Consider the following 22,137-nt stretch of genomic DNA (forward strand, 5'->3'; position numbering starts at 1 on the left):
ACTATTATTGCTCGAAAGTACATGACAGTAGAGCTTAAATAAAGGATATATGGTCATAAATTTGCGGAAATTCTTTGTGAAGGCTAATGATAATTGGCTTTCCGGTCGATAAAAATATTATAGACATTCTGTACCATACTTTGATATGGTTCATGATTTTATGAAAAAATGTAATAAAATTTCCTGTGATCAGCAGGATTCGACAAAAAGACAGCGAATACTACATAAAGAATAGTGTCTTTGTACCTAGTTTTTCGCCTGGAAAGAAAATTGTAAGCTAATATTCAATAGGAGAGGTGTACGATCACGATGAAACCTGCCGGTGTGGTACGTAAAGTTGATCAGTTGGGGAGAATAGTTCTGCCTAAGTCATTGCGTAAAAGATATCAAATGAATGAGGGAGATCCTGTCGAAATTTTGGTTCAGGGCGACCATATTATTTTGGAGCGTTATCGTCCAAAATGTGTATTCTGCGGCTCAATAGAACAAGTGAACGATTTCAAAGAACGTTATATTTGTGCTCAATGCCTGACAGAAATGACACAGTACTCCTCCTAAATGAGGCAAAAGCATCACGACATTCGTTCGTGATGCTTTTTTTCGGATAGAGCTATGCCTGAACAGCATATATTTAATTGGATAGTAAACTACACCTAACTATTTATAGAACAAAAAATGAGTAGGGACTGGACGCAAATTACCATCTGACGGTTTGTTTACGATTCGACCGTTTAGTATAAGGGACGATGAACCGCCGCCGTCCAAATTATAAGCATCTTGAACTCCCAGATTGAACATCTTCCCTTGGAGTTCTTCGAGCGTTGCACCTGAACCCCCGCTTTCATTGTAGCCGTCTACGACAATAATGAGCAACTGATCATCTTTATAGTTGCCAATGACTGTACGTGGAGCCCGCTTGGGAGAGACTTTCCATTTGTCAGGAATAGGCACTTTTTGTCCCCTTTGCAACAGAACGGGAACAAAGGTAGCTCCAAAGGCAGGTTTTAAGCTGTCAAGAGCACTTTGATTGTAAAATTTGCCCCCAATAAGCTTGCCGTCGTTACTCAATCCGACGAATGACAAGTCCTTGAAACTCGACTGAAAGCCAGTAAGGTAGCGGCCGTTCAAGACCGTAGTGCTTAATGGATAGCGTTTGCCATCTCCATCGGCAAAGCCGCCTGCGTTGATGCCTGCAATGGCTCCGTGTCTCAAGACTGCACGCATGGTCGTTTCTGAGCCACCCAATTTGTCATTTCCCAAAGACATTTTCATTGCCGTAGGATCTTTAAGTTTGACTTTCATAGCGTATCCGTGATAAATTCCCGGGTTTACTTTAAACAATTCAATGGTAATCCGGTTGCTATCTACCTGGTAGTAGGGAACCCCCAGTTTGGCAGTGATGCGCCGATTATAGATAACCGCGGGTCGCTTGGACTGCGCAGAGGCAGTCACGACAAGCTGATTCATCGTTTGGGTCGTTTGTTTGTAGAGCTCAGACGTCCGGCGAATCGTAGATAAGGTATACGTTGCTGTTTGCTTGGCTTCATCAAGCTGCTTGCCTACTGATTGCGTTTGTAAAGTAATTTCGGCTTTTTGCAGACTCGGAGATGTAGATTCAGGAAAGCTCAAAGGGGGATGCACTAACAAAATACACCCTAACAAACCGATAAAAGGAGCAAGGGCCAACATAAAGAACCGGTTTACTAGCTTTGCATCTACATTCATTTTAGCAAGTCCATTTTTTTCTGAAGTGTATTGAGCTGCTGCTTGACTTCATTTAATTGGGTATACAGTTTATTGCTATTATCGGTCTTATTATTGGCATTATCCTTTGTAAAGGTCAGCAGTTCGTTGAAGGACTGAACCTTGCCCTGTAATCCGCTAACTTCCTTGGAAAGTGCAGTCAGTTGCTTTTCATAGTCGGATTTGAGTACTTGAATCTGTTGGTCTGTATGGGTTTGCATTTCGTTTAGCATTTGCTGCTTCAAGTGATTGCTATACAGATAGGTTGCGAGAGCACCTAGTATAATAAGAAGAAACCAAAATAGCAGAAAAGTCTTTACGGGCAACCCCTTTCTTGAATTGCTCCGCCGGGCTTCGGCAGGAGGACGTTCAGGTGAAGCTTGCATGTGATTTTCAACTCCCGTGTAAATTCAAATTTCCAGTCTTTATTTGCAGTACCAATTCTATCATGGGCCTATTTATTTCGCAAAAGCGAAATAGTCATATAAAAATATTGGAAAAAGAGATTGCATCGGAAGGAAGTCCTAGGATACAATTTCCTTAAATCGTTTTCGCTTCCTATACGTTCACATTTACGCAATTTCTACATAAGCACTCTCTAGTTTTGTGATTACTTTCGCTAAATATGTATTTTTTTGTAAATCAGGAGGTTTAGATATGAGAAAAGTATGGCAGGTGGTCATCATAGATATCCATCCTACAAGTATGCTGGGAACAAAGCTTATTTTGGAAGACCAGCAGGATTTGCTTGTTAGAGGGATGTCTTCCTCCGGCACAGAAGGCCTGGAGCTGGTTTGCTCCATTCGCCCGGAAATTATTTTAATGGACTATAGGTTGCCTGAGGGAACGGCGGAACCGTTTTTGACACAAATGCGGGTCTTGTCTCCGGACAGCCATATTGTTATTATGACGGATGAGGACAATATTACGTTGTTCCAGCAGTTAATCTCGCTTGGCGCAAATGGAATGCTATCCAAGCAGGCATCACCGAGCCAGTTAATTCACCTGATCAACGGTTTGCGCGAAGGATTTGCTTCATTACCAATGGATTGGATTCGTTGTGGAAACTGGCCATTTATGCCGTTAATGGCTTCTGAGCCTTTTGACGAATTGACGCAAACCGAAGTTTTTATTATGGAACGTATTGTACAAGGAATTACATATGACAAAATTGCTATCGAGATCGAAGTTAGCCGGCGCTCCATTGATAATTATTTACGTAAAATTTATGCGAAATTAGGTGTGTCCAGCCGGGCGCAGGCGATTGAACGTTATGCCTTATATGCGCGTCAGATGAAGCAGTTATATGCTTGACGTGTCAGCCCGGAGATCATGACTATTTTTCAGGAGAAGGAGGATGTTCATGCAATATTCCTTTGCTTCACGAACGGCTGCGATGTTGGCTTCTCCAGTGCGTCATATCCGGGAAAATGCGAGAAGACATTCCTTTATATCTTTGGCTGAAGAATTGCCTGCACAAGAGCTGTTTCCGGTGAAACTGTTGGAAGAAGCAGCTCATGATGTGTTTGGCTCCGGCCCTGACGCCCTCCAGTATGGTGAACCGGAGGGCTATTTTCCGTTGCGGGCATGGCTTGCGGGAGAGTGGGAGCAGCGTAAAGGAGTAAGAGTACCGCCAGGTCAAATTCTTCTCACCACAGGCAGCCAGCAGGCCATTGACTTGATCGTAAGGCTGATGGTGGATGAACGTGATCCGGTATTGGTCGAGAACCCGACATCCCCTGGATGTTTACAGGTACTATCTATGCAAGGGGCGCAGGTCGTTCCTGTAGAATCGGATGGGGAGGGCGTTATTCCCGATAAGCTTGAAGCTTTAATGATCCGTTATCGCCCCAAGCTTTTTTTTGCTACGCCAACGTTTACGAATCCGACAGGCGCCTTATGGAGCGCGGCTAGACGGCAGGAAATTTTGAACCTCTGTAGGCGTCATGAGGTGTTGGTCGTTGAGGACGATTCTTACGGTGAATTGCATTTTAAGCAAAAACACGAAACCCATGATAAGAGTCCACATGCCCAGAGCCGAAAGTTTGCAGAGGCTTACCCCTCACTATTCGCACTGGATCATGCGGGTCAGGGCGGTCAAGTGCTATATATCGGTTCATTTAATAAAACAGTTGCCCCTGCACTGCGAACTGGCTGGGCGGCTGGTCCTGCGCCGCTGATCGAAGGGATGTACGCCTTGAAGCAGCTGGCTGACGTGCAATCCAGTACGATGAACCAACGGCTGCTGTTCCAATTGCTGACCAATTCGCGTTTTCAATGGCATGAGCACTTGGCAATGTTGAACAAGGAATATTCAACTCGGCTCCAATTACTCTTAGAGCTGCTGAAGCGTCCGTTTTGGAAAGACGTGACGTATCATATTCCATCTGGTGGGATGTATGTGTGGGTGAAATTGCCCGCTGGGCTGGACAGCGCCTTGCTGCTCAAAGCGGCGCTACCCAAGGGCGTAGCCTTTATGCCAGGTGCGTTGTGTGCGGTTGGCGATGAAGGTGCGGCCCATATTCGCCTTAACTTTAGCCACCCGGGCCGAGAACAACTGCTTATGGGCATGAATTTAATCGGTGAGACGATCGGTGAATTTACAGCGCGAAGCTAGTAATAACCACTATCCGAGGTCAGTCATCCTCTGCCATCATTCCAGCCGCCGCTTCAATGCCCTGTTGCTGCAGTACTTCTGCATACTCGCTCAGAGCGGCTTCACCGAACGGAGTCAGCCGATAACGCCCGCGGGCTACACGTTCAAACCAACCGTAGTAGTTGCGCTGGAGTACGGCAGCAGCGTCGCTGACGGCTGCTGTGCGGGCGAGCTGCGCCGGGGCGGCTTCCCCCAAACCCTGTAAAGCAGCGGCTACGCGCAGCGCTTTTTCCCGGTAGGCGGTGACCAGCTTGCGCCGGGTGCTCCCGCCGACATTGTGGTCACCGCTGCGTGCGTGAAATTCCCGCAGCAGCTTTTCCTTGCGCGAGCCGCGGCGAACGGTAGTCGTTTTGTAAACTTCATCACTAGATGCCACGGGCTTACACAGCACCTCAACGAGCGGAGGCTTTGTTTTAAAATGCGTGACAGTGAGCAAGCCAAGCCCCAACTGGCGGCACAGTCCGACCAACTCATTCCAGCGTTGATTCACCGCCCCTTTTTTGGCACGATTCCGTTCTACAGCCACATATACATTGCTGCTTAGCTTCAAGCGCTGCATGCCTTGCAGTACCAGCGCCAGGTTAAACGTCTTTTTTATCTCCACAATTAGAGGCGCTTGCTGCCCTGGCTTGATCCCCATCAAATCGCAGTTGCGCACTTCTCCTTTGACTTCATATCCCAAATTTTCAAAAAAGGCTTTGACCGGAGCGTACAGCTCCGTCTCATGCCGAACCGCCATGGATTCTCCCGCTCCTTTATCCCATTATTCCGAGCTTATATTGTACCATAAAGCGTCAGGTCCGCGTCGTTGTTGTCTATTTTAGCATAGTGAATCCCTTTGTTTTTGGAAAAAGCCTAGAGACCTGTCACAAAAAAATAGGTCAATTCTGAAATCAATCTGCATAGGTATGTATTACACTTTTTTTAAGAGGATCGCATTATATCCTGAAAGGCGTGACGAGTGTAGCCATAATCATCAAGAGTGGAGGATAGTCATTACGCAGTCATGGGAGGAACCGAGCATGAATATTTTTGACCGCCTTGCGGAGTACCGAGCGGAGAACAACCGCTTGGCCTGGAACGGCACTTTTAGAGAGTACATCGAGATACTCAAGAAAGACCCGACACCGGCGATGACCGCTCATGCACGGGTTTACAAAATGATTGAATCTTTTGGTGTAGAAGAGGTTGGGGGACATAAGCGATATAAATTTTTTGAGCAGGAGATTTTTGGGCTGGATCGTGCACTGGAGAAGTTGGTGGAGGAGTACTTCCATTCCTCAGCCAGGCGGCTCGATGTCCGCAAGCGTATCCTGCTTTTGATGGGACCTGTTAGCGGAGGGAAATCAACACTGGTCACTTTGCTAAAGCGTGGTCTGGAGAAGTTTTCGAGAACAGATCAGGGAGCCGTGTATGCCATAGAAGGCTGCCCTATGCACGAAGATCCCCTTCATCTTATTCCTCATGAGTTGCGTCCCGAATTCGAAAAGGAACTGGGTGTGCGCATTGAAGGTAATCTGTGCCCATCCTGCCAAATGAGATTACGTACGGAATTTGATGGTGATATTGAGAAGGTTCGCGTGGAGCGGGTATTTATATCGGAAGAAAACCGGATCGGCATAGGTACGTTCAGTCCTTCTGATCCGAAGTCACAGGATATTGCCGATTTGACAGGCAGCATCGACTTTTCCACCATTACAGAGTATGGTTCGGAATCGGATCCACGCGCCTATCGATTTGACGGAGAGCTGAATAAAGCGAATCGCGGACTGATGGAATTTCAGGAAATGCTGAAGTGCGATGAGAAATTTTTGTGGAATTTACTGTCTCTGACCCAGGAAGGAAATTTCAAGGCCGGACGGTTTGCGCTCATCAGTGCAGATGAATTGATCGTAGCTCACACCAATGAATCGGAGTATAAAAGCTTTATTGCGAATAAAAAGAACGAGGCGTTGCAATCGCGAATGATTGTAATGCCAATTCCCTATAATCTGAAAGTTTCCGAGGAAGAAAAGATTTATGCCAAGCTCATTGAGCAAAGTGACATGCGTCATATACACATCGCTCCTCATGCGCTGCGAACGGCTGCCATTTTCTCTGTGCTCACCCGGTTGAAAGAAACCAAGAAGCAGGGGATGGATCTGGTTAAAAAGATGCGCATGTATGATGGTGAGGAGGTCGAAGGCTATAAGGAGGCCGATCTGAAGGAGATGCAACATGAGTTTCTGGAAGAAGGCATGTCCGGCGTAGACCCAAGGTACGTCATTAATCGTATTTCCAGTGCGCTGATTAAGCAAAATGTGGAGTCCATCAATGCTCTGGATATTTTACGAGCCATTAAGGATGGTTTAGACCAGCACGCTTCTATCACAAAGGAAGAGCGGGAGCGGTATCTGAATTTCATTTCCGTGGCTCGTAAGGAATATGATGAATTGGCGAAAAAAGAAGTACAAAAGGCTTTTGTGTACTCTTTCGAAGAATCAGCCAAGACGCTGTTTGATAACTATTTGGATAACATCGAGGCTTTTTGCAATTGGGCGAAAATCCGCGATCCGCTCACAGATGAGGAGCTCGACCCGGATGAGCGGCTTATGCGCTCCATCGAGGAGCAGATCGGGGTGTCGGAAAATGCGAAAAAGGCATTCCGTGAGGAAATATTAATCCGTATTTCTGCCTATTCCCGCAAGGGGCGAAAGTTTGAGTATCATCATCATGATCGGCTGCGAGAAGCCATTGAAAAGAAGCTGTTCGCCGATTTGAAGGATATTGTGAAGATCACAACTTCGACCAAAACGCCTGATGCTAATCAGCTCAAACGGATGAATGAGGTGATTAAGCGGCTGATTGAGGAGCATGGCTACACTGGAGCCAGCGCCAACGATCTATTGAGGTATGTAGGCAGCCTCCTGAATCGGTAAGGGGAAATAAACAATTGTGTAATGAGGCTATGGATTGAAATGGATGGTGAAGAGAATCCGGCAGGCACAGAGCGTTTGAGGTGCTGACGGGTTCTTTTTTTGTATGAATAGAGAGTTGGATTTATATGTTTTTCTGAAATTAATATGTAAACAATCACAATCAATCTTCTGCTTTTTTAACATTTTCTAAAAAGTTGCCGATAAATATGGTAATGTAAAATCTATGTAAACTATTATTTGGAGGAACTTATGATTCATGTCGCTGAGAGTAGATTAAAACAGATACAATATATTGGTATTACTGATGGCGATTTGGCTTTATTGCATCATTATCAGGGGCTATTTCAGTCTATTGTAAATGAGGTAGTGGATCGTTTTTATGAGCATGTAGAAAAGGTTCCCCATCTCATGTCGATTATCTCTAAATGGTCGAATATTGAGCGACTAAAGCAAACACAACGTGAATACTGGCTTTCTCTCGCAGATGGGAAAATAGATGATCAGTTTATCGAGCACCGCCTTTTTGTGGGGCAGGTACATTCCCGGATTGGATTATCTTCCGATTATTATTTGGGTACGTACATTGCTTATCTGGATATTGCAGTAGACATTTTAAAGCGTTCGGGGATAGAGGATTGGTATTCTATTGTGCACGCTCTTTCCAAAATGTTCAATCTGGATTCCCAACTTGTGCTGGAAGCTTATCAGGAAAAGGAAAAGGAACAAGTTAACGAGCTCGCCGATGAACAAACGCAGATGCTGACTGTGGTGTCCCGAATTGCACAAAATTTGACGGGGATGATTGCCGAACTTAGGGAAAATACGGATAATATCGCGGAGAGTGCCTGCACCACTGCTTCTTCGCAGGAACATACGGAGGAACTGGTACTGCAATTAAGTGATGAAATTAAGCATATTGAACAGATGAGCAGTACCATTCGAGAATTATCCGATCAGACTCATCTGCTGGGACTGAATGCGGCAATTGAGGCAGCCCATGCACAAGAAGCAGGGCGTGGATTTCAAGTGGTGGCGCAGGAAGTGCGAAAGCTGGCATCTAATTCAAAGCAAGCACAGGAGCAAATTCAGCGCAAGGTGCTGGATATTGCCCGTATGCTTGACAGTGTGCAATCCGAAACCGCTGCCACAACAGCCAGTGCCCGGCAACAGGCCTCCAGCTCCGAAGAATTGGCTTCATTCACAAAGCTGATTGAAAACATGGTGAAGGAATTGGAAATGTTGCAGCACTCCTCGGAATTGCTGGAGGTGTGAGATGTAGCTTGAGCAGTATATCCTGAGGAACTGGAAGTTTTCGGGGCGTTAGCTGGCTGGATACTGGCAAAGCGACGATCTTCCTGTTGGCAGTCCAGTCAACACAACAGAGGCAACAGAGGAAGTGCATATTCCTATGAAAGAATGACCGAATTTTTGAAACAAGGAATTAGAGGAAGCTTTTTTTCCATTCTATATGAGCCGCAAGTACTCTTTTCCATAACTCGTCCCGTTCCTGGTGGCTGTAGTTAACGAGCGGCTCACCAAATACATCAGCCAATACTTCCAGCCACTGCGATTTCTTATCCAGCTCTATTTTTTCCAAACCGTTTAGCCCGCGTTTTTTCCACATACATCCTCTGAGTTCATTCGCTTCTAATGCTTGCCTTTGCCGAATTAGAAACAGGTTAAACCATGGAGATTCCACGGAGCGGCTATAGAAATGATGTTTCGGCTTAAATTCTTCCAAATCCTGAACAACCGTAGGGGCAAAATCAACGCCAACAAATGAAGCGAGCGGGTCATGTTCTAAACGCCAACCTTTAGTAACAACTTCAGATTCCATAACTTTATAACGAAGAGGGGCTTGTTCATAAGTCCCCATAAGGAGTGGTAGAGGCTCATATGGCATATCGCCCAGTCCGACATCTACAATCCATACTTCATCTTCTTGCTGCTCATTTAGCAAGTTCACTGTTAGTCCAAGATGAAATGAATTAATGCGTGGCTCAGTTCCTAAAGGTTGTACCCCAGCATGATGCAAAGAAACTTTGTACCCTAGCGAATGTAGTAGCGCACTAAAGGCACCATTCAGATGAAAACAATAACCACTTCTCCCATGTAGAATGAGCTGAACGGATTCTTGAAAACCAATGGCAGCCGGCTTTCTTGCAAAAATGTCCAACGTTTGCCATGAAAGATTTTTTACATGTGCCTTATGCAACTCCACTAAATAGGATGGGGTAGGAGGCTGAACTTCGGAAATTCCAATTCTGTTCAAATAAGCTTTTATTTCTTCTTTTGTCATGGTGTACATGTGCAGTCACCTCTATTGTTAGTTTGCCAAATTCTCTTCTCGAAACAAATGAGCATTGAGTCTTAGCATCATTGTAAAAGGGGTACGTGCTGTGTACAATGCTATAAATTTATGGCTGTACCGGTACAATCAGCAAATCAATTCGTTTAGTAACATGTCGATTTCCCGTAGATGGCTGTCAGAACACAAAAAAACAGACCTGATGATCGGGTCTGTTTTTTTTCTTATTTTCAAGCTAACTAATTATAGCAGTGATCTAAGTTCACGTCGGTATTTGTTCAAATGCACGAACGATGGAATGACTCGCTTGGCAGAACGGAAGCCACCTATTCTAAGGTTGCGGACCACATGATAGGGAGAGATCAATAGCGTATGAAGCAGATGCAGATCCTGAGTACTCAACGGTCGATATCGTTGATAAAAGTCTATCGCGCGCAGCATCTTTGTCGCGTTCCAAAGACAATTCCGATGAAGAAGATGGGAGAGATCTTTCATTCTTACGTGTAGGGAACAATTTTCAAAGTCAATCAAATGGATTTTGAGCTGCCTGTCTTTGACCAGATTGGGATAGTTATAGTCACCGTGTATTAATGCAGCTGCTTTTTGCTCCTGCTGGATTGCAGCTCGAACTTTGGGCTGCTGTAGACGATATAACACTTCTTCACAAAGAGCTAGGAGATGTGCTGTGCCTTTGTAAGGACTGAGACGTTTTTTATATTCAGCTATTTCATCGCTCAAGCCTTCATAACGGATTCTGGAAGGCGGCGCTTCCGTGACAGGAAAGCCTACGGCACTGGTGTGGAATTTGGCTAAAGTAGAAATTCCCTTTTTGAAGTCTATTCTTTTTGTAAATTCCGGTCTGGGTCCATGAACCCAATTAGTTAGTGTATACGAAACACCTTCATAGGTCATGTAGGCTGTTTGCTGTACGGTTGGATAGACCTTTTGGCTACGTGCAAACCCGCGTTCATCCAGGTAGGACAAGACACGTGTAATAAAACGAATCTCTTCTTCCGGAAATTTGTAGGGTTTTAAGCAATAAGTTGTATTAGCTGTTTCAATCTTGTGAATGTCCTTCATTTGACGGCTACGCTGAATTTTGATTCCGTACATTTGCTCAACGTTCGATAAAATCGACATTTTGCTCCTCACTTTCTTTTATACACGGGCCCATTCCTGCAAAATATGGATGATTTGTAATCGAAGAGGCCACGACTGATCCCAGTTGTCTAGGATTTCGCGGTCTCTTGAACGATTCGGATGTCGAGAAGCATGCCAAGCTTCTCGTGGCAGTTTATATAAAGCTGTAACAATCTTCCGCTCAGTTCGGCTGAGTGGTTTGCGTTTTTGATATCCCCTTAACAAGGATTGCACAAATTCAGGATTGAATTGAGTTGTATTCATAAGAGCCTTTGCCAAATCAGCATAGACGGAGCCAATCTTAGCCCGATCCCAATCAATGATTTTGAGATGACCGTCGTCTGAAATAATGACATTCGGGGTGGTGATATCACTGTGTATCAAGGAGGGATGCCGGCGTTCCGTTCGAAGTAGTCTTATAATGGATGCGTCCTGCAAATCCTTCCATGCACGTCTGGATAAACGTATACAGTCCTTGCCATGAGTGTTGTACCAGTTGCGATACTCCTTATCCTTGCGGCTGATTTTTGTCATTTTTTTTTGGAAAAGACGGTCTTGCTTTTTCCATATCCGCAATTGTTGAATGGTCGAAGGGGAATTTCCTTTCTCCATCCGATGTAAGCCGGTGGATGTAGCGTGAAGTGTGGCAAGGGCTAACCCTAGTTTTTCGAAATCTTCAGCGGTTTCCAGTCCCCGTCCTTTGATCCATTGACTTACATAAAATGGCGTTCCTTGATGTAGTGTCCATAGCTTGCCGGAATGAGTAGGGATCCATGTGGGCATGTAGTTATACTTTCTCTTTTTCAAAAGCCTTATATAGCTCGCAGCTCGTTCCATCTGTTGAATCGTATTGGAACGAGCCATCTTTGAACGACTAAAGGGCTTTAATGCATAAGTTCCCTTTTTCGTTTTTACTTGGATTACTGCATTTTTTCGGTACAGTGATGAGACTAAGCTTGATTTTAAGGGGATCAGGCCGAAACGACGGGTGATTTCGCGAATCTGTGCTTTTGTATAGGATTTCGCCATAAGAACCTCACTTGACTTTTAATTGAAGAAAAAGGTAATCCTCTGTTAGTTATCAGTCTATTCATGAGGAAATAATAGGTGCAGTTTTATGGAGCTATTCTCTTACTTTTCCTGTTCACATTCGTCAAAAAAACGGAGCAGCGAAAGTTCGCTGCTCCGTTTTAATTTGCTCTGTATTACGCAAGCCTGATTATGAATGATTGATCAGTTATCGTTGTCATCTTCTTCGTCTGTATCCACGATCGCTCCAGACGATGCATGGATTTCAAGCTCGACAGTTCCTTCGTTGGTGAGTACCTTGACCTCATAGATGAACTGTCCGTCTTCCTTATCTAATTTAGAAGACAGAAGGGTACTCCCAGGCACATGCTTAAGTGCAATTTGTCCAGCCTGCTTTTCAGTTAGAGTGACGTGGTTGGGCTTGTAAAAGGAAGACTCGTCATTCGAGTCATGATCAAGCTCAGAATGGGAACGGATAGTTTTCCCGGTATAAGCATCAACATCTATATCCCAATCTTTATCTCCTTGCTGAAGATCCACTTCATAGTAGACCTTTCCGTTCTTGCGCTCCAGTTCGACATCCTCAACTTGCGCATCATTTCCCACAGCCTTCTTGGCAATATTGGCAGCAGCAGTCGCTCCAATTAATCCCGTAGGTTTAGCAGCCCATACGGCATTTGCCGAGACACCTGTAACCGTAACTCCAAGCATAACCGTGGCTGCTATTATTCCTAATGTATAGTTTTTTTTCATTACCTAATTCCTCCTTGAACTGTATGCTTGAATACAGCTTAACCCTTGAATATGAGAGGAACATAATAGAATCATGAGAAAACAATGAGAAGCTATAAGCAAGATCATCAGGGCGTCATGATTCGTCGTGATCCTGTTTTTCTTTTTCCCAAGTGATAGAGTCGATTGAGCCTGATACTGCATTGATCTGCACCACTGCCTCACGCCCATCTTGTATCTCAACCTCAACAAGATAATAGAGGCCTTTGTCATTGCGGTGCAGTTCAATATCATCGGATGTTCCATTCACTGCTTTTGCAGCAAGCTTGGCTGCTTCATTCTCAGTAATGACAAGAGAAACCGGGTCAGGTTTATGGACTGGATTTGATTTGTCACTGGGTTGTGAGGAACCGGGGGGGTGATCTTGGGGTTCCTGCTTTGCATCTGTATACATCTGTGTCCGCTTAATGGATTGAATGACACCATCATAGGCATTGACTTTTATTACATACTTCCCTTTGGTGCGTTCTAGCTTGATCACATAAAAATTATCCAAACGTTGGGATTCGAGCACCTCACCGGGATACTGATGCAATACAGATTGGACCACAGTTTTTTCTTCCAAGGGCGAAGCTGATAACGATCGTGCCCAGGGCCACTGTAAAAGGCAAATGGTGATTAATATAGCCGCTACCATACCTCCAATCATCCAGGTATAGATCGTTTTCATTGGTTTTGCCTCCTTTGGCTTATTATTCTGGAACAGTAGGGAGGATGATCGTTGCAGTTGTTCCACTTCCCTCTATGCTTTCTAGCCCAATTTGTGCTTGAATAGCTTGAGCAATTCCTGTAGCTAATGATAAGCCTAGCCCTGCCCCACCTTCCTCGCGGCTTCTGGCTTCGTCCACACGATAAAAGCGGTCGAAAACTTTAGATAACTTTTCTTCAGGGATTCCAATTCCTTGATCTGTGATTCTTATGCAAGGTTGAGCCGTACCGCCCACAATATCAATCATCAGGTATATCGGCTCGTCACTGTATTTGCGCGCATTATCCAAAAATATAAATAAAAGTTGTTTTAATTTATTTTCGTCCGTATAGGCGATGCAGTCTGTTTGTACATCCAGTTGAATTTGTCTGGCGAAAGCATTTTCAAATGTAGCTTTCAGTTCTGTCCCTACTTTGGTCAAGCGTACAGGTTCTAACACGACATTCCATTGTTCTTCGTTTCTGGCCAATAGAAGAAGCTGCTCTGCCATATTCTTCATTCGGAGCGCCTCAGAATGGATCGCTTCAACGGATTCGGCAAAAATACTGGGATTCTGCAATCCCCGTCGTTTAAGCAGACTGGCATAACTTTCAATAATGGTTAGAGGTGTTTTCAATTCATGGGACGCATTCGAAACGAAATGTTCTTGGCGAACAAAATTCCGCTCCAGCAATTCAATCATGTCATTAAACGTTTCTCCCATTTCGACTAGCTCGTCGCGTGATGACGAATTGAGCGGAAGACGTTTGAATTTCCCGCTACGTTGAATCTCTTTCATCGTGTTAATCATGGATGTGATTGGATGTGTAATCAGTCTGCCCAGCAGTCTTCCCGATAGGACGACAGGAATAAAAGCAATTCCTGTGACTGCAATAAGTACGATCCTGAGTACCTGAAGCGTCTGCATCGTCGGTTGCAGGCTCTCGGTCACCTGAAGATTGACAACCTCTCCATTCGACCAAATCATGGGGACCGATACGTAGATATAACGGTTGCTTTCATAGGTAATGATGCGAACCTGCCGTGTTTCATTAAAAACGCCCTTCACCAAACTGAGAGACTGCTCTGATGAAGAGGTGATAGGGGCAAGAAAGTCGCCTTCCGGTCTCATTAGCCGAAGCATACCATCCAGCGGCACATAAGCTCGTAGAAGATCCTCAGTGGCTACGGATACTGGAGCGCGTTGAATGCCATGAATCATGTTTTCTGCTGCGGCTTCTACCTGGTTTTTTCGACTGTCTATCGAAAGTTGGCTGAATAGAAAATAGACTAAGAAATTAATGACTACAAGTAAAACCCCGAATAGTAACGAGGTGTACGTATGGATTTTGTTCTGCAGCTTCATAACGATTCCTTCAGAACATAGCCAATTCCGCGTACAGTATGAATCAGCTCAGGGAGTTGGCGCGAAGGGTCAATTTTATTCCGCACGTAGCGAATATACACATCGACCACATTGGTATCACCAATATAATCAATGCCCCATACATTCTCCAGTAATTGTTCACGACTAAGTACCTGCCGCTGATGTCGAAGTAAATGAACGAGCAAGTCAAACTCTCGCGGCGTAAGCTCAATGTTGTGCTCTCCACGAAGAACTTCACGAGTACCTTCATGGAGACGTAAGTCCCCGGCACTAAGCCATTGATCTGCCACTTGTGAAGCCATGTTTTTCGTTGCACCTACCCTGAGCGCGGCCCTTACACGTGCAAGCAGCTCTTCGATCACAAAAGGTTTGGTAACATAGTCATTGGCTCCCAAATCGAGTCCCTCTACCTTATCTGCAATGGAACTTTTAGCCGTTAGTAAAATGACAGGAACGTTCGCATCATGTTTACGAATCCTCCGCAGGAGTTCGATGCCATTAAGACCGGGAATCATAATATCCAGTAAAACCAGATCCCAACTACCTTTGCAATAGGTCTCCAGTCCGTCAATTCCGTTTTTTTCTTTACTTACTTGATAGCCTTCAAATTCAAGTTCGATCTCTAGAAGTCGGGCAATCTTCTCTTCGTCTTCTACGATCAAAATGGATTGGTTCATAATCATGCCCTCCTGTAGCGAATAGCCGATACGGAAGTATTTTAGCATATACGGACAGGTAAGACACTTCAAAGCACGGGACTGGGAGAGAAAGAGCTTAGCATAATGCGTTATAATTATGGACAATCCCCTCGATCAGATGTAGCCCCTATCATAGAAAGGGCATTAGCGACCGGGGAGTCAGTGGGTCACATGGCAGTGTTTTACTCAAAACATTATTTTATTATTTGGAAAACAGGGGCAGTCTGATAGATACAGCAAATTATTTTTTTATACATCATAATTCGGTAAAATATAGACTGGAACGGATACGCGACATGATGGATTTTGATCTTAATGATTCCCGCGAGCAGTTTATATGCCATACATGTCTAATACATTATTATTTGCGGGAGTATAAGTAGTCGAACGTTTTTTGAGGTAGGGAGGGAAGGACATGGATAAAAGAATACTGATAGCGGACGATGAGGCGAGTATTCGGAATGCACTGGCCTATGCGTTAAAGCGGGAAGGTTTTTTGGTGGAAACTGCCGTGGATGGAGAGGATGCATTGGAAAAAGTGCGTTTGTTTCACCCGGATGTGCTCATACTGGATGTGATGATGCCCAAACTGGGCGGATATGAAGTGTGTCGCCGTTTGGAAAGCCGAAAGGGCATCGGTATTTTACTGCTAACCGCAAAAAACGATATCGTCGATAAGGTGCTCGGACTGGAGTTGGGGGCGGACGATTTTATGAGCAAGCCGTTTGACCTAAGAGAACTGCTCGCACGTATTAAGGCATTGGTACGGAGACTGGAACGAGAAGGAGCGCCTGCGCCGGAAGGAACGGAATTAATACTGGACCCGTTGCGAGTGCGTCCGTCCAGTCGAACGGCTGAACTCGGAGCAAAAGCATTGGATCTGACCCCCAAGGAGTTTGATGTGCTGGCGCTACTGGTGTCCCATGCTGGAAGGGTATATACGCGGGACGAGTTGCTGGAACAAGTATGGGGCATCGATTATGCAGGGGGAACGCGGACGGTGGATATTCATATTCAGCGCTTGCGCAAGAAGTTGGAGCCGCACCAGTCGATGCTACAGACCGTGTATGGAATCGGCTATAAGGCGGAGAAAATGACGTGAACGAACATCATTCACTCCATCCAGAAGGAAGCTTGCAGTCCACTGACCAGCCAAAGCGCAAACGTAAGCGTACAGGCTTGAGCCTGCGCTGGAAATTTCCGCTGGTCCTGGCGGCTTTACTGCTGTTTACTGTCGGTGTGCTGAGCTGGCTCGTACTTACCGGTATTCGTGCTAATCAGACAGACCAAATGGAACGCGGCTTAAAGCGTCAGGCGGAAATCGTGGAGATGCGCGTAAAACAGTCTTACCTGTTGGGAGTTCACCAATCGCCCGAAGACTTCATGAAAAAGCAAGCGCCGCAGCTTGCCGTGGAGCTCGGCGTATCCAGTAATATGCGCGTTATTTTATATGATGGTCGGGGACATGAGGTCGGAAATTCTCTGCCACTGGCTTATAGAACAGATGTCGGCCAGGCGCTTTCTTATGCGCTCCAAGGGAAAATTGCGTATATTACAGAAGGTAGCTCAGTGACCTATCTAGCTCCGCTTCAAGGTCCAGACGGCTTGCTGGGAGTGGTACAGCTTCATAGCTCAATAGAAGCACAGCAGCAGTTTTACCAGGACATTGCCCGCTTGTTTTTATGGACAGGAGGTGCGGTGCTGGTCTTAAGTTTTATTCTTGGCTTAGGCTATGTCAGCCGCCAGACGAGGGACATCGGACGACTGACTCGCGCTTCTGAGCAGATCTCGGCAGGGCACTATCCAGAAGCCAGATTGCTGCGACGGCAGGACGAGCTGGGAAGGCTGGATGAAGGGATGCTCCAGATGAGTCATGTGATCCGGGCAAGTATTACCGCGCTCGAAAATGAAAAGCTTCGGCTGGAAGAAGCGGTTCAGCGTTTGAGAGAGCTAGAGCAGCAGCAAAAGACCTTTATTGGCAATATCAGCCATGAACTGAAGACTCCGTTGACCTCTATTCAGGCTTACGCTGATTTGCTGGATATGTATGGGGATGATCCCGAATTGGTGCGTGAAGCCAGAGAAAGTATCGGTAAGGAAACAAAACGGTTGTATGAGCTTGTCGAGGATTCACTGAGACTATCTGTGCTGGACAAATACGATTTTGAATTACATACGGAGGAAGTGGAGCTGCATTTGCTGCTCGAAGATGCAGGTAGCCGAATCCGGGGGAAAGCTGCGGCGCGTGGACTAAATTTTTCGATGGATACCATTCCAGCCAAGGTGTGTGGAGATCCTAAGCATCTAATGCATATTGTACTGAATTTGCTGGATAATGCAGTAAAATATAATCAGGACAAAGGCTGGATCACGTTATCCAATCGAGTGGAAAAGGACACCGTGATAGTGTATATATGCAATTCCGGTCCATGGATTCCTAGGGAAGAATGGGACATGATTTTTGAGCCATTTGTTACCTTAAGCCGTGATCGTTCTCGCCAGGACAGTGGTACGGGACTTGGCCTGCCTCTGGCACGCAGACTGGCGGAGCGCATGGGTGGAGAGTTGCAGCTTACAGCTTCGGGCGGTACTGGGTTGGAAAATAGCAATGGTCATTCAGTTGCAAGTGGCAATGAATTTTCGCTCAGGCTCCCCCTGTTGGTTCATGATGGCTCTCAGTAGATAGCTTTAGAACTGAAAATGTTGTCTTATTTACAATTTGGAAACAATTCGATGTATTCACGAGATGTTCAGGCATTAAGCTGGGGGTAACGTTAACAAGGAGGCTGTTATACATGATGAAGAAAAACCTAGACAGCTACGGGCAAAAGAACGGCTTTCCTCGTCTCGAATATCCCTATGCACGCTTTTTCAGACACAAAGTCACAGGCTTGCTCATGACTGGCTTGATCGCTGGAGGATTGCTCAGCGGCTGCGGCATAAAAAGTGCAGGAGAGACAATTCCAACATCCGGTATGAAAACGGGGCAAAAGCTTACTGTGATTGACATGGATGCAGCTCGGCAGCAAGTATCGGACGAACTGGTGGTACAGTCCATCGACAGGCTGGGAGATGTCTACGCGAGGTCATGGCTGAGTGATGAAGAGCTGATTGTGGAGCGTCAGAATCAGTTATGGATTCATAATGTAAAGACCAACAAGGAGCGAGTTTTAACACCAGGTCGTAATGCTCTACAGTTACTTGCTGTGGTATCACCGGATCAACGCCATGTGTTTTTTACGGAGGGCAGTGCCAGCAGCAAGTATGATATCCAGGGCTATATTTTAGAACTCAGCAGTGGTAAGGTTACATCGGTTGGTCAGCTGGACATGACTAACGAAGTGAGCTGGGGCGATAAGGATCATCTCATTACAGGTACACCAGACGGTAAGATACATCTGATTGGTCTGAACGGCAAAGCAGAAGAACTAAGCTTTCAAGATCCGAATCACTCAGAATTAATTGCTCATGTCGAGAAGGTGGGTAACGACATATTTTATACAGGCAATGATAAACAAGGGTATCCGGTACTGAATCGGTTCTCTCTCAATCATCCTCAAGCTGTGACCATTGCAGAGGGGGCCATGTCTTTTGCTGTGTCGCTTGATGGTAAATCTATTGCCATTGAAAAGCGGAAATGGAATACATCCGAACCAGCCCGTATGATCATTTTGGATGAACAAGGCAAAGAGAAAGGGATCGTGGGTCAAGGGACTTTAATGAGTCGTGGAAGCTGGTCCAGCGACGGGACCAAGCTTGCTTTTTCCATTTATGATGAGGATCAGCAAGGAATGAGAGGGCTGTATGTGTTTGACCAATCCACGGGTAAAACCACTCCCGTTACGACCGATATCCAATCCTATGACAGTCCAACAGTGTGGAGCCCTTCCGCCCGGTTTTTATCCATGTACCAGAACATTTCGGAAGGTGGAAAACAACTGAATCAGAGCTACATCGTCGAATTTAAGAAAAAGTAGTAAAAAAAGGCGCATTTCCTTCTTCGGAATGCACCTTTTTTAAATTAGGCTGGCTATTCGATTGTGGGTCACTGCACAAACTTGCGATGATGTTTCTTCCCATCATATGAAAATAAGGCGAGCTTCCCCTCAATCATCGTTTCCAAATGAACGGTACGCCCCCACAGTTGATATACATATGGAAGCGTGCGCTCCATATATTTTAAATCCAGCTCAATGCCTTCATACTGGTGCTTGAGCTTCAACTCGCCTGTATGCTGATAATCCCCGTCCTCAACAACGATATAAGGGGAGCCGCCATTTACACGTGAGAACACAAGCTGATCCCGTATGTTTTCCCAGGATTTATCGGTAATTTTCCAATCCGGTCCCCGTTTCTCAAACACGTACAAATCTAAATCCTCTGTTAGCTGCTTGGTCATGTAATTGCGTATAAAAGAGGTGTCCGAATCAAACTCTCGCACCTCGAACATTTTAGCTCGGCCCTCGCCCGGTTTGCGTCCTTGGCGCTCTTGCTCCTCGCGAGTCGGGTTATCCCATCGCTTTTCAATATCTTCAAATATCTTCAATCCCAAATAATACGGATTCAAGCTTTGCTTGGAAGGCTGCACAACGGAAGCGTTCAGCATGGCAAATTCAACAGTTTCATCCCCGGTCAAATCCAGTTCCCTGACAATCCGTTGATGCCAATAAGAGGCCCAGCCTTCATTCATGATTTTGGTCTCCATTTGGGGCCAGAAATACAGCATTTCGTCCCGCAGCATCGTCATGATGTCCCGCTGCCAATCCTCCAGTACCTCGGAGAATTCCTGAATAAACCAGACAATATCCTTTTCAGGTTCCGGTGGGAACTGGCGTACCTTGATCCCCTCGGTCTCGGCCGAATCATGCTGCTTTACTGTGTCCAGTGACCACAGATCATCGTAAGGTCCGATGGGACGCTGGTGTTTTTTAGGTTCTTTTTGCTCCTTGATTTTGAGTTCCATGTATCGTTGTTTATCTAGATGCCTTGGTTTGATGAGCTGTGGGTCTACATGCTCTTGTATCGCCAGTACAGAGTCAATGAAGGATTCCACGGCCTTTGAGCCGTATTCCATTTCATAGCTGCTGATCCGTTCTGCGGTGGCAGACATGCTCTCGACCATATTGCGGTTGGAGGCCGAGAAGCGGGCGTTGTGTTTGAAAAAATCGCAGTGCGCCAACACATGAGCGACAATCAGTTTATTTTGCACCAACGAATTTCCATCCAGCAGGAAAGCGTAGCAGGGATTGGAGTTGATGACCAGCTCATAGATTTTACTCAATCCAAAATCGTACTGCATCTTCATCTTGTGAAACGTTTTTCCGAAACTCCAGTGGCTGAAGCGCGTAGGCATACCATACGCCCCGAATGTGTATACAATATCCGCCGGACAAATTTCATACCGCATCGGATAGTAGTCGAGACCGAATCCATTTGCAATCTCCATAATTTCTGATATCGCGTATTCCAGCTCTTTCTGGTCGGTACTCATCCCACCGTTCCCCCTTCCCGTTTGCGAAAAAAGGTGCGTAGGGCTTGGTATACCTCACCTTTTTCCTTGATGACATAGTACATAAACTGATCTGCCTTAATATTCTTGTAGGCTGACATCAGCGTACTGCTGCGATTATATTGGTTCACCTCTCCATAGCCGAACATATTGCTGCGCTTCATAAGCTCCTCAATTAGTTTCACACACCGTTCATTGTCTGAGCTTAGGTTATCGCCATCGGAGAAATGGAAGGGATAAATATTATAAGTGGAAGGAGGATAGCGCTTGTCGATAATCTCCAATGCTTTCAAATAAGCAGAAGAGCAGATTGTGCCACCACTTTCACCGCGAGTAAAAAATTCTTCCTCCGTAACCTCTTTGGCTTCGGTATGATGCGCAAGAAAGACAATTTCCACCTTTTCATATTGGCGACGCAAAAAGCGAGTCATCCAGAAAAAGAAGCTGCGGGCGCAATATTTTTCAAAAGATCCCATGCTGCCTGAGGTGTCCATCATAGCTATAATTACCGCATTGGATTGGGGAATGGTTTTCTCTTCCCATGTTTTGTAACGAAGATCGTCCGGACTAATATGATGGATGCCCGGATTCCCCTCACGAGCGTTGCGGCGCAGATTTTCGAGTATCGTTCGCTTCTTGTCAATGTTCGCTTGCATGCCTTTTTTACGTATATCATTGAATACGATAGATTCAACCTCAATTTGATCCTTATCTTTTTGCTGCAAATGCGGTAATTCCATTTCCTCGAACAGCATATCTTCGAGTTCTTCTATGCTGACTTCAGTTTCCATAATATCATGTCCTGGCTGGTCGCCTGCTTTCTCACCTTTACCTGGCTTCTGGGAAGCAGGATCACGTCCGATGACATCCCCCACCTGACTGTCGCCATCCCCTTGACCTACATGCTTTTGCTTTTGGTAGTTATAAATGAAGCGATATTCATCCAGACTGCGAATGGGCACTTTGATAATCTGTTGACCGTCCGACATTATAATATTTTCTTCCGTTATCAGATCGGGTAGATTTTGCTTAATGACATCTTTGACCTTCTGCTGATGGCGTTGCTGGTCCTGGTACCCTTTGCGATGCAGCGACCAATCTTCGCGGGATACGACGAATGAATATGGCTGGCGTGGTTCCGTCATTGTTAGGCACCCCCCAAGTGGATACACGGCACAGTTTGGCCTTGTTGGTTATTAAGTATATTCACGGGGATGTACGATATGTGATGGAACTCGATTTAAATTCTGCCCGTTTGCTTTTATAATG

The 22,137-nt window shown here is 45.5% G+C and carries 21 protein-coding genes; 9 read left to right on the top strand and 12 right to left on the bottom strand.

The window, feature by feature from the left end:
• Positions 1 to 309 precede the first annotated feature (309 nt).
• Positions 310 to 558: an AbrB/MazE/SpoVT family DNA-binding domain-containing protein gene (locus tag HFE01_RS03015; protein WP_014599574.1), complete on the top strand. Its 249-nt coding sequence runs from the start codon at positions 310 to 312 to the stop codon at positions 556 to 558.
• Positions 559 to 657: 99 nt separating this feature from the next.
• Here the strand turns inward: HFE01_RS03015 and HFE01_RS03020 are convergent, their stop codons facing one another.
• Positions 658 to 1,725, bottom strand: coding sequence for a phosphodiester glycosidase family protein (locus tag HFE01_RS03020; protein ID WP_016820500.1), 1,068 nt, complete (start codon positions 1,723 to 1,725; stop codon positions 658 to 660).
• A complete protein-coding gene (locus tag HFE01_RS03025; RefSeq protein ID WP_016820499.1) occupies positions 1,722 to 2,129 on the bottom strand; it encodes a hypothetical protein in 408 nt (135 codons plus the stop codon). The genes HFE01_RS03020 and HFE01_RS03025 overlap by 4 nt, the downstream gene beginning before the upstream one ends.
• A 271-nt stretch (positions 2,130 to 2,400) precedes the next feature.
• Here HFE01_RS03025 and HFE01_RS03030 point away from each other — a divergent pair, with 271 nt between their 5' ends.
• The gene (locus HFE01_RS03030; RefSeq protein ID WP_016820498.1) at positions 2,401 to 3,057 is read left to right on the top strand and encodes a response regulator transcription factor; all 657 of its coding nucleotides are present in this window, start codon (positions 2,401 to 2,403) and stop codon (positions 3,055 to 3,057) included.
• Between the two features lie 49 nt (positions 3,058 to 3,106).
• Entirely contained in the window at positions 3,107 to 4,360 is a 1,254-nt protein-coding gene (locus HFE01_RS03035) for an aminotransferase-like domain-containing protein (protein ID WP_107733920.1), read from the top strand.
• 19 nt (positions 4,361 to 4,379) lie between these two features.
• On the opposite strand, the gene HFE01_RS03040 is transcribed toward HFE01_RS03035, so the two are convergent.
• Entirely contained in the window at positions 4,380 to 5,138 is a 759-nt protein-coding gene (locus HFE01_RS03040; protein WP_167438204.1) for a DUF2161 domain-containing phosphodiesterase, read from the bottom strand.
• Positions 5,139 to 5,421: 283 nt separating this feature from the next.
• On the opposite strand from HFE01_RS03040, the gene HFE01_RS03045 reads away from it, so the two are divergent.
• A complete protein-coding gene (locus HFE01_RS03045) occupies positions 5,422 to 7,317 on the top strand; it encodes a PrkA family serine protein kinase (protein ID WP_013370145.1) in 1,896 nt (631 codons plus the stop codon).
• Between the two features lie 249 nt (positions 7,318 to 7,566).
• On the top strand, positions 7,567 to 8,589 hold the full coding sequence (locus HFE01_RS03050; protein ID WP_044788211.1) for a globin-coupled sensor protein: 1,023 nt from the start codon (positions 7,567 to 7,569) through the stop codon (positions 8,587 to 8,589).
• Between the two features lie 169 nt (positions 8,590 to 8,758).
• Here the strand turns inward: HFE01_RS03050 and HFE01_RS03055 are convergent, their stop codons facing one another.
• The 7 genes from HFE01_RS03055 to HFE01_RS03085 form a co-directional block, all read right to left on the bottom strand.
• Complete coding sequence (locus HFE01_RS03055; protein WP_167438203.1) at positions 8,759 to 9,625, bottom strand: arylamine N-acetyltransferase family protein; 867 nt, start codon at positions 9,623 to 9,625, stop codon at positions 8,759 to 8,761.
• Between the two features lie 243 nt (positions 9,626 to 9,868).
• Positions 9,869 to 10,765: a phosphotransferase gene (locus tag HFE01_RS03060; RefSeq protein ID WP_019686777.1), complete on the bottom strand. Its 897-nt coding sequence runs from the start codon at positions 10,763 to 10,765 to the stop codon at positions 9,869 to 9,871.
• Between the two features lie 18 nt (positions 10,766 to 10,783).
• Positions 10,784 to 11,794: an aminoglycoside phosphotransferase family protein gene (locus tag HFE01_RS03065; protein WP_167438202.1), complete on the bottom strand. Its 1,011-nt coding sequence runs from the start codon at positions 11,792 to 11,794 to the stop codon at positions 10,784 to 10,786.
• 204 nt (positions 11,795 to 11,998) lie between these two features.
• Positions 11,999 to 12,547: a PepSY domain-containing protein gene (locus HFE01_RS03070; RefSeq protein ID WP_167438201.1), complete on the bottom strand. Its 549-nt coding sequence runs from the start codon at positions 12,545 to 12,547 to the stop codon at positions 11,999 to 12,001.
• 115 nt (positions 12,548 to 12,662) lie between these two features.
• Entirely contained in the window at positions 12,663 to 13,256 is a 594-nt protein-coding gene (locus HFE01_RS03075) for a PepSY domain-containing protein (RefSeq protein ID WP_016820490.1), read from the bottom strand.
• Positions 13,257 to 13,278: 22 nt separating this feature from the next.
• Positions 13,279 to 14,640 (bottom strand): sensor histidine kinase, encoded by a 1,362-nt coding sequence (locus tag HFE01_RS03080; protein WP_167438200.1) that lies wholly within the window; start codon positions 14,638 to 14,640, stop codon positions 13,279 to 13,281.
• A complete protein-coding gene (locus HFE01_RS03085; RefSeq protein WP_167438199.1) occupies positions 14,637 to 15,338 on the bottom strand; it encodes a response regulator transcription factor in 702 nt (233 codons plus the stop codon). Before HFE01_RS03085 ends, HFE01_RS03080 begins: the two co-directional genes overlap by 4 nt.
• Positions 15,339 to 15,502: 164 nt before the next feature.
• Here HFE01_RS03085 and HFE01_RS03090 point away from each other — a divergent pair, with 164 nt between their 5' ends.
• The 4 genes from HFE01_RS03090 to HFE01_RS03105 all read left to right on the top strand — a co-directional run bounded on the left by HFE01_RS03090 (position 15,503) and on the right by HFE01_RS03105 (position 19,336).
• Positions 15,503 to 15,742, top strand: a complete 240-nt coding sequence (locus tag HFE01_RS03090; protein ID WP_260403041.1) for a helix-turn-helix domain-containing protein — start codon at positions 15,503 to 15,505, stop codon at positions 15,740 to 15,742.
• Between the two features lie 32 nt (positions 15,743 to 15,774).
• The gene (locus HFE01_RS03095) at positions 15,775 to 16,461 is read left to right on the top strand and encodes a response regulator transcription factor (protein WP_167438198.1); all 687 of its coding nucleotides are present in this window, start codon (positions 15,775 to 15,777) and stop codon (positions 16,459 to 16,461) included.
• Positions 16,458 to 18,041 carry a sensor histidine kinase gene (locus HFE01_RS03100; RefSeq protein WP_167438197.1) on the top strand — a complete coding sequence of 528 codons (1,584 nt, stop codon included), beginning with the start codon at positions 16,458 to 16,460 and terminating at the stop codon, positions 18,039 to 18,041. The genes HFE01_RS03095 and HFE01_RS03100 overlap by 4 nt, the downstream gene beginning before the upstream one ends.
• A gap of 113 nt (positions 18,042 to 18,154) precedes the next feature.
• On the top strand, positions 18,155 to 19,336 hold the full coding sequence (locus tag HFE01_RS03105) for a hypothetical protein (protein ID WP_017426672.1): 1,182 nt from the start codon (positions 18,155 to 18,157) through the stop codon (positions 19,334 to 19,336).
• A gap of 68 nt (positions 19,337 to 19,404) precedes the next feature.
• Here HFE01_RS03105 and HFE01_RS03110 read toward each other — a convergent pair whose 3' ends face one another.
• Positions 19,405 to 20,850, bottom strand: coding sequence for a SpoVR family protein (locus HFE01_RS03110; RefSeq protein WP_025364469.1), 1,446 nt, complete (start codon positions 20,848 to 20,850; stop codon positions 19,405 to 19,407).
• On the bottom strand, positions 20,847 to 22,013 hold the full coding sequence (yhbH, locus tag HFE01_RS03115) for a sporulation protein YhbH (RefSeq protein WP_016820483.1): 1,167 nt from the start codon (positions 22,011 to 22,013) through the stop codon (positions 20,847 to 20,849). The genes HFE01_RS03110 and yhbH overlap by 4 nt, the downstream gene beginning before the upstream one ends.
• Between the last annotated feature and the right edge of the window lie 124 nt (positions 22,014 to 22,137).

It is taken from the genome of Paenibacillus sp. EKM10P (genome assembly GCF_011800655.1).
GTDB classification, from domain to species: domain Bacteria; phylum Bacillota; class Bacilli; order Paenibacillales; family Paenibacillaceae; genus Paenibacillus; species Paenibacillus polymyxa.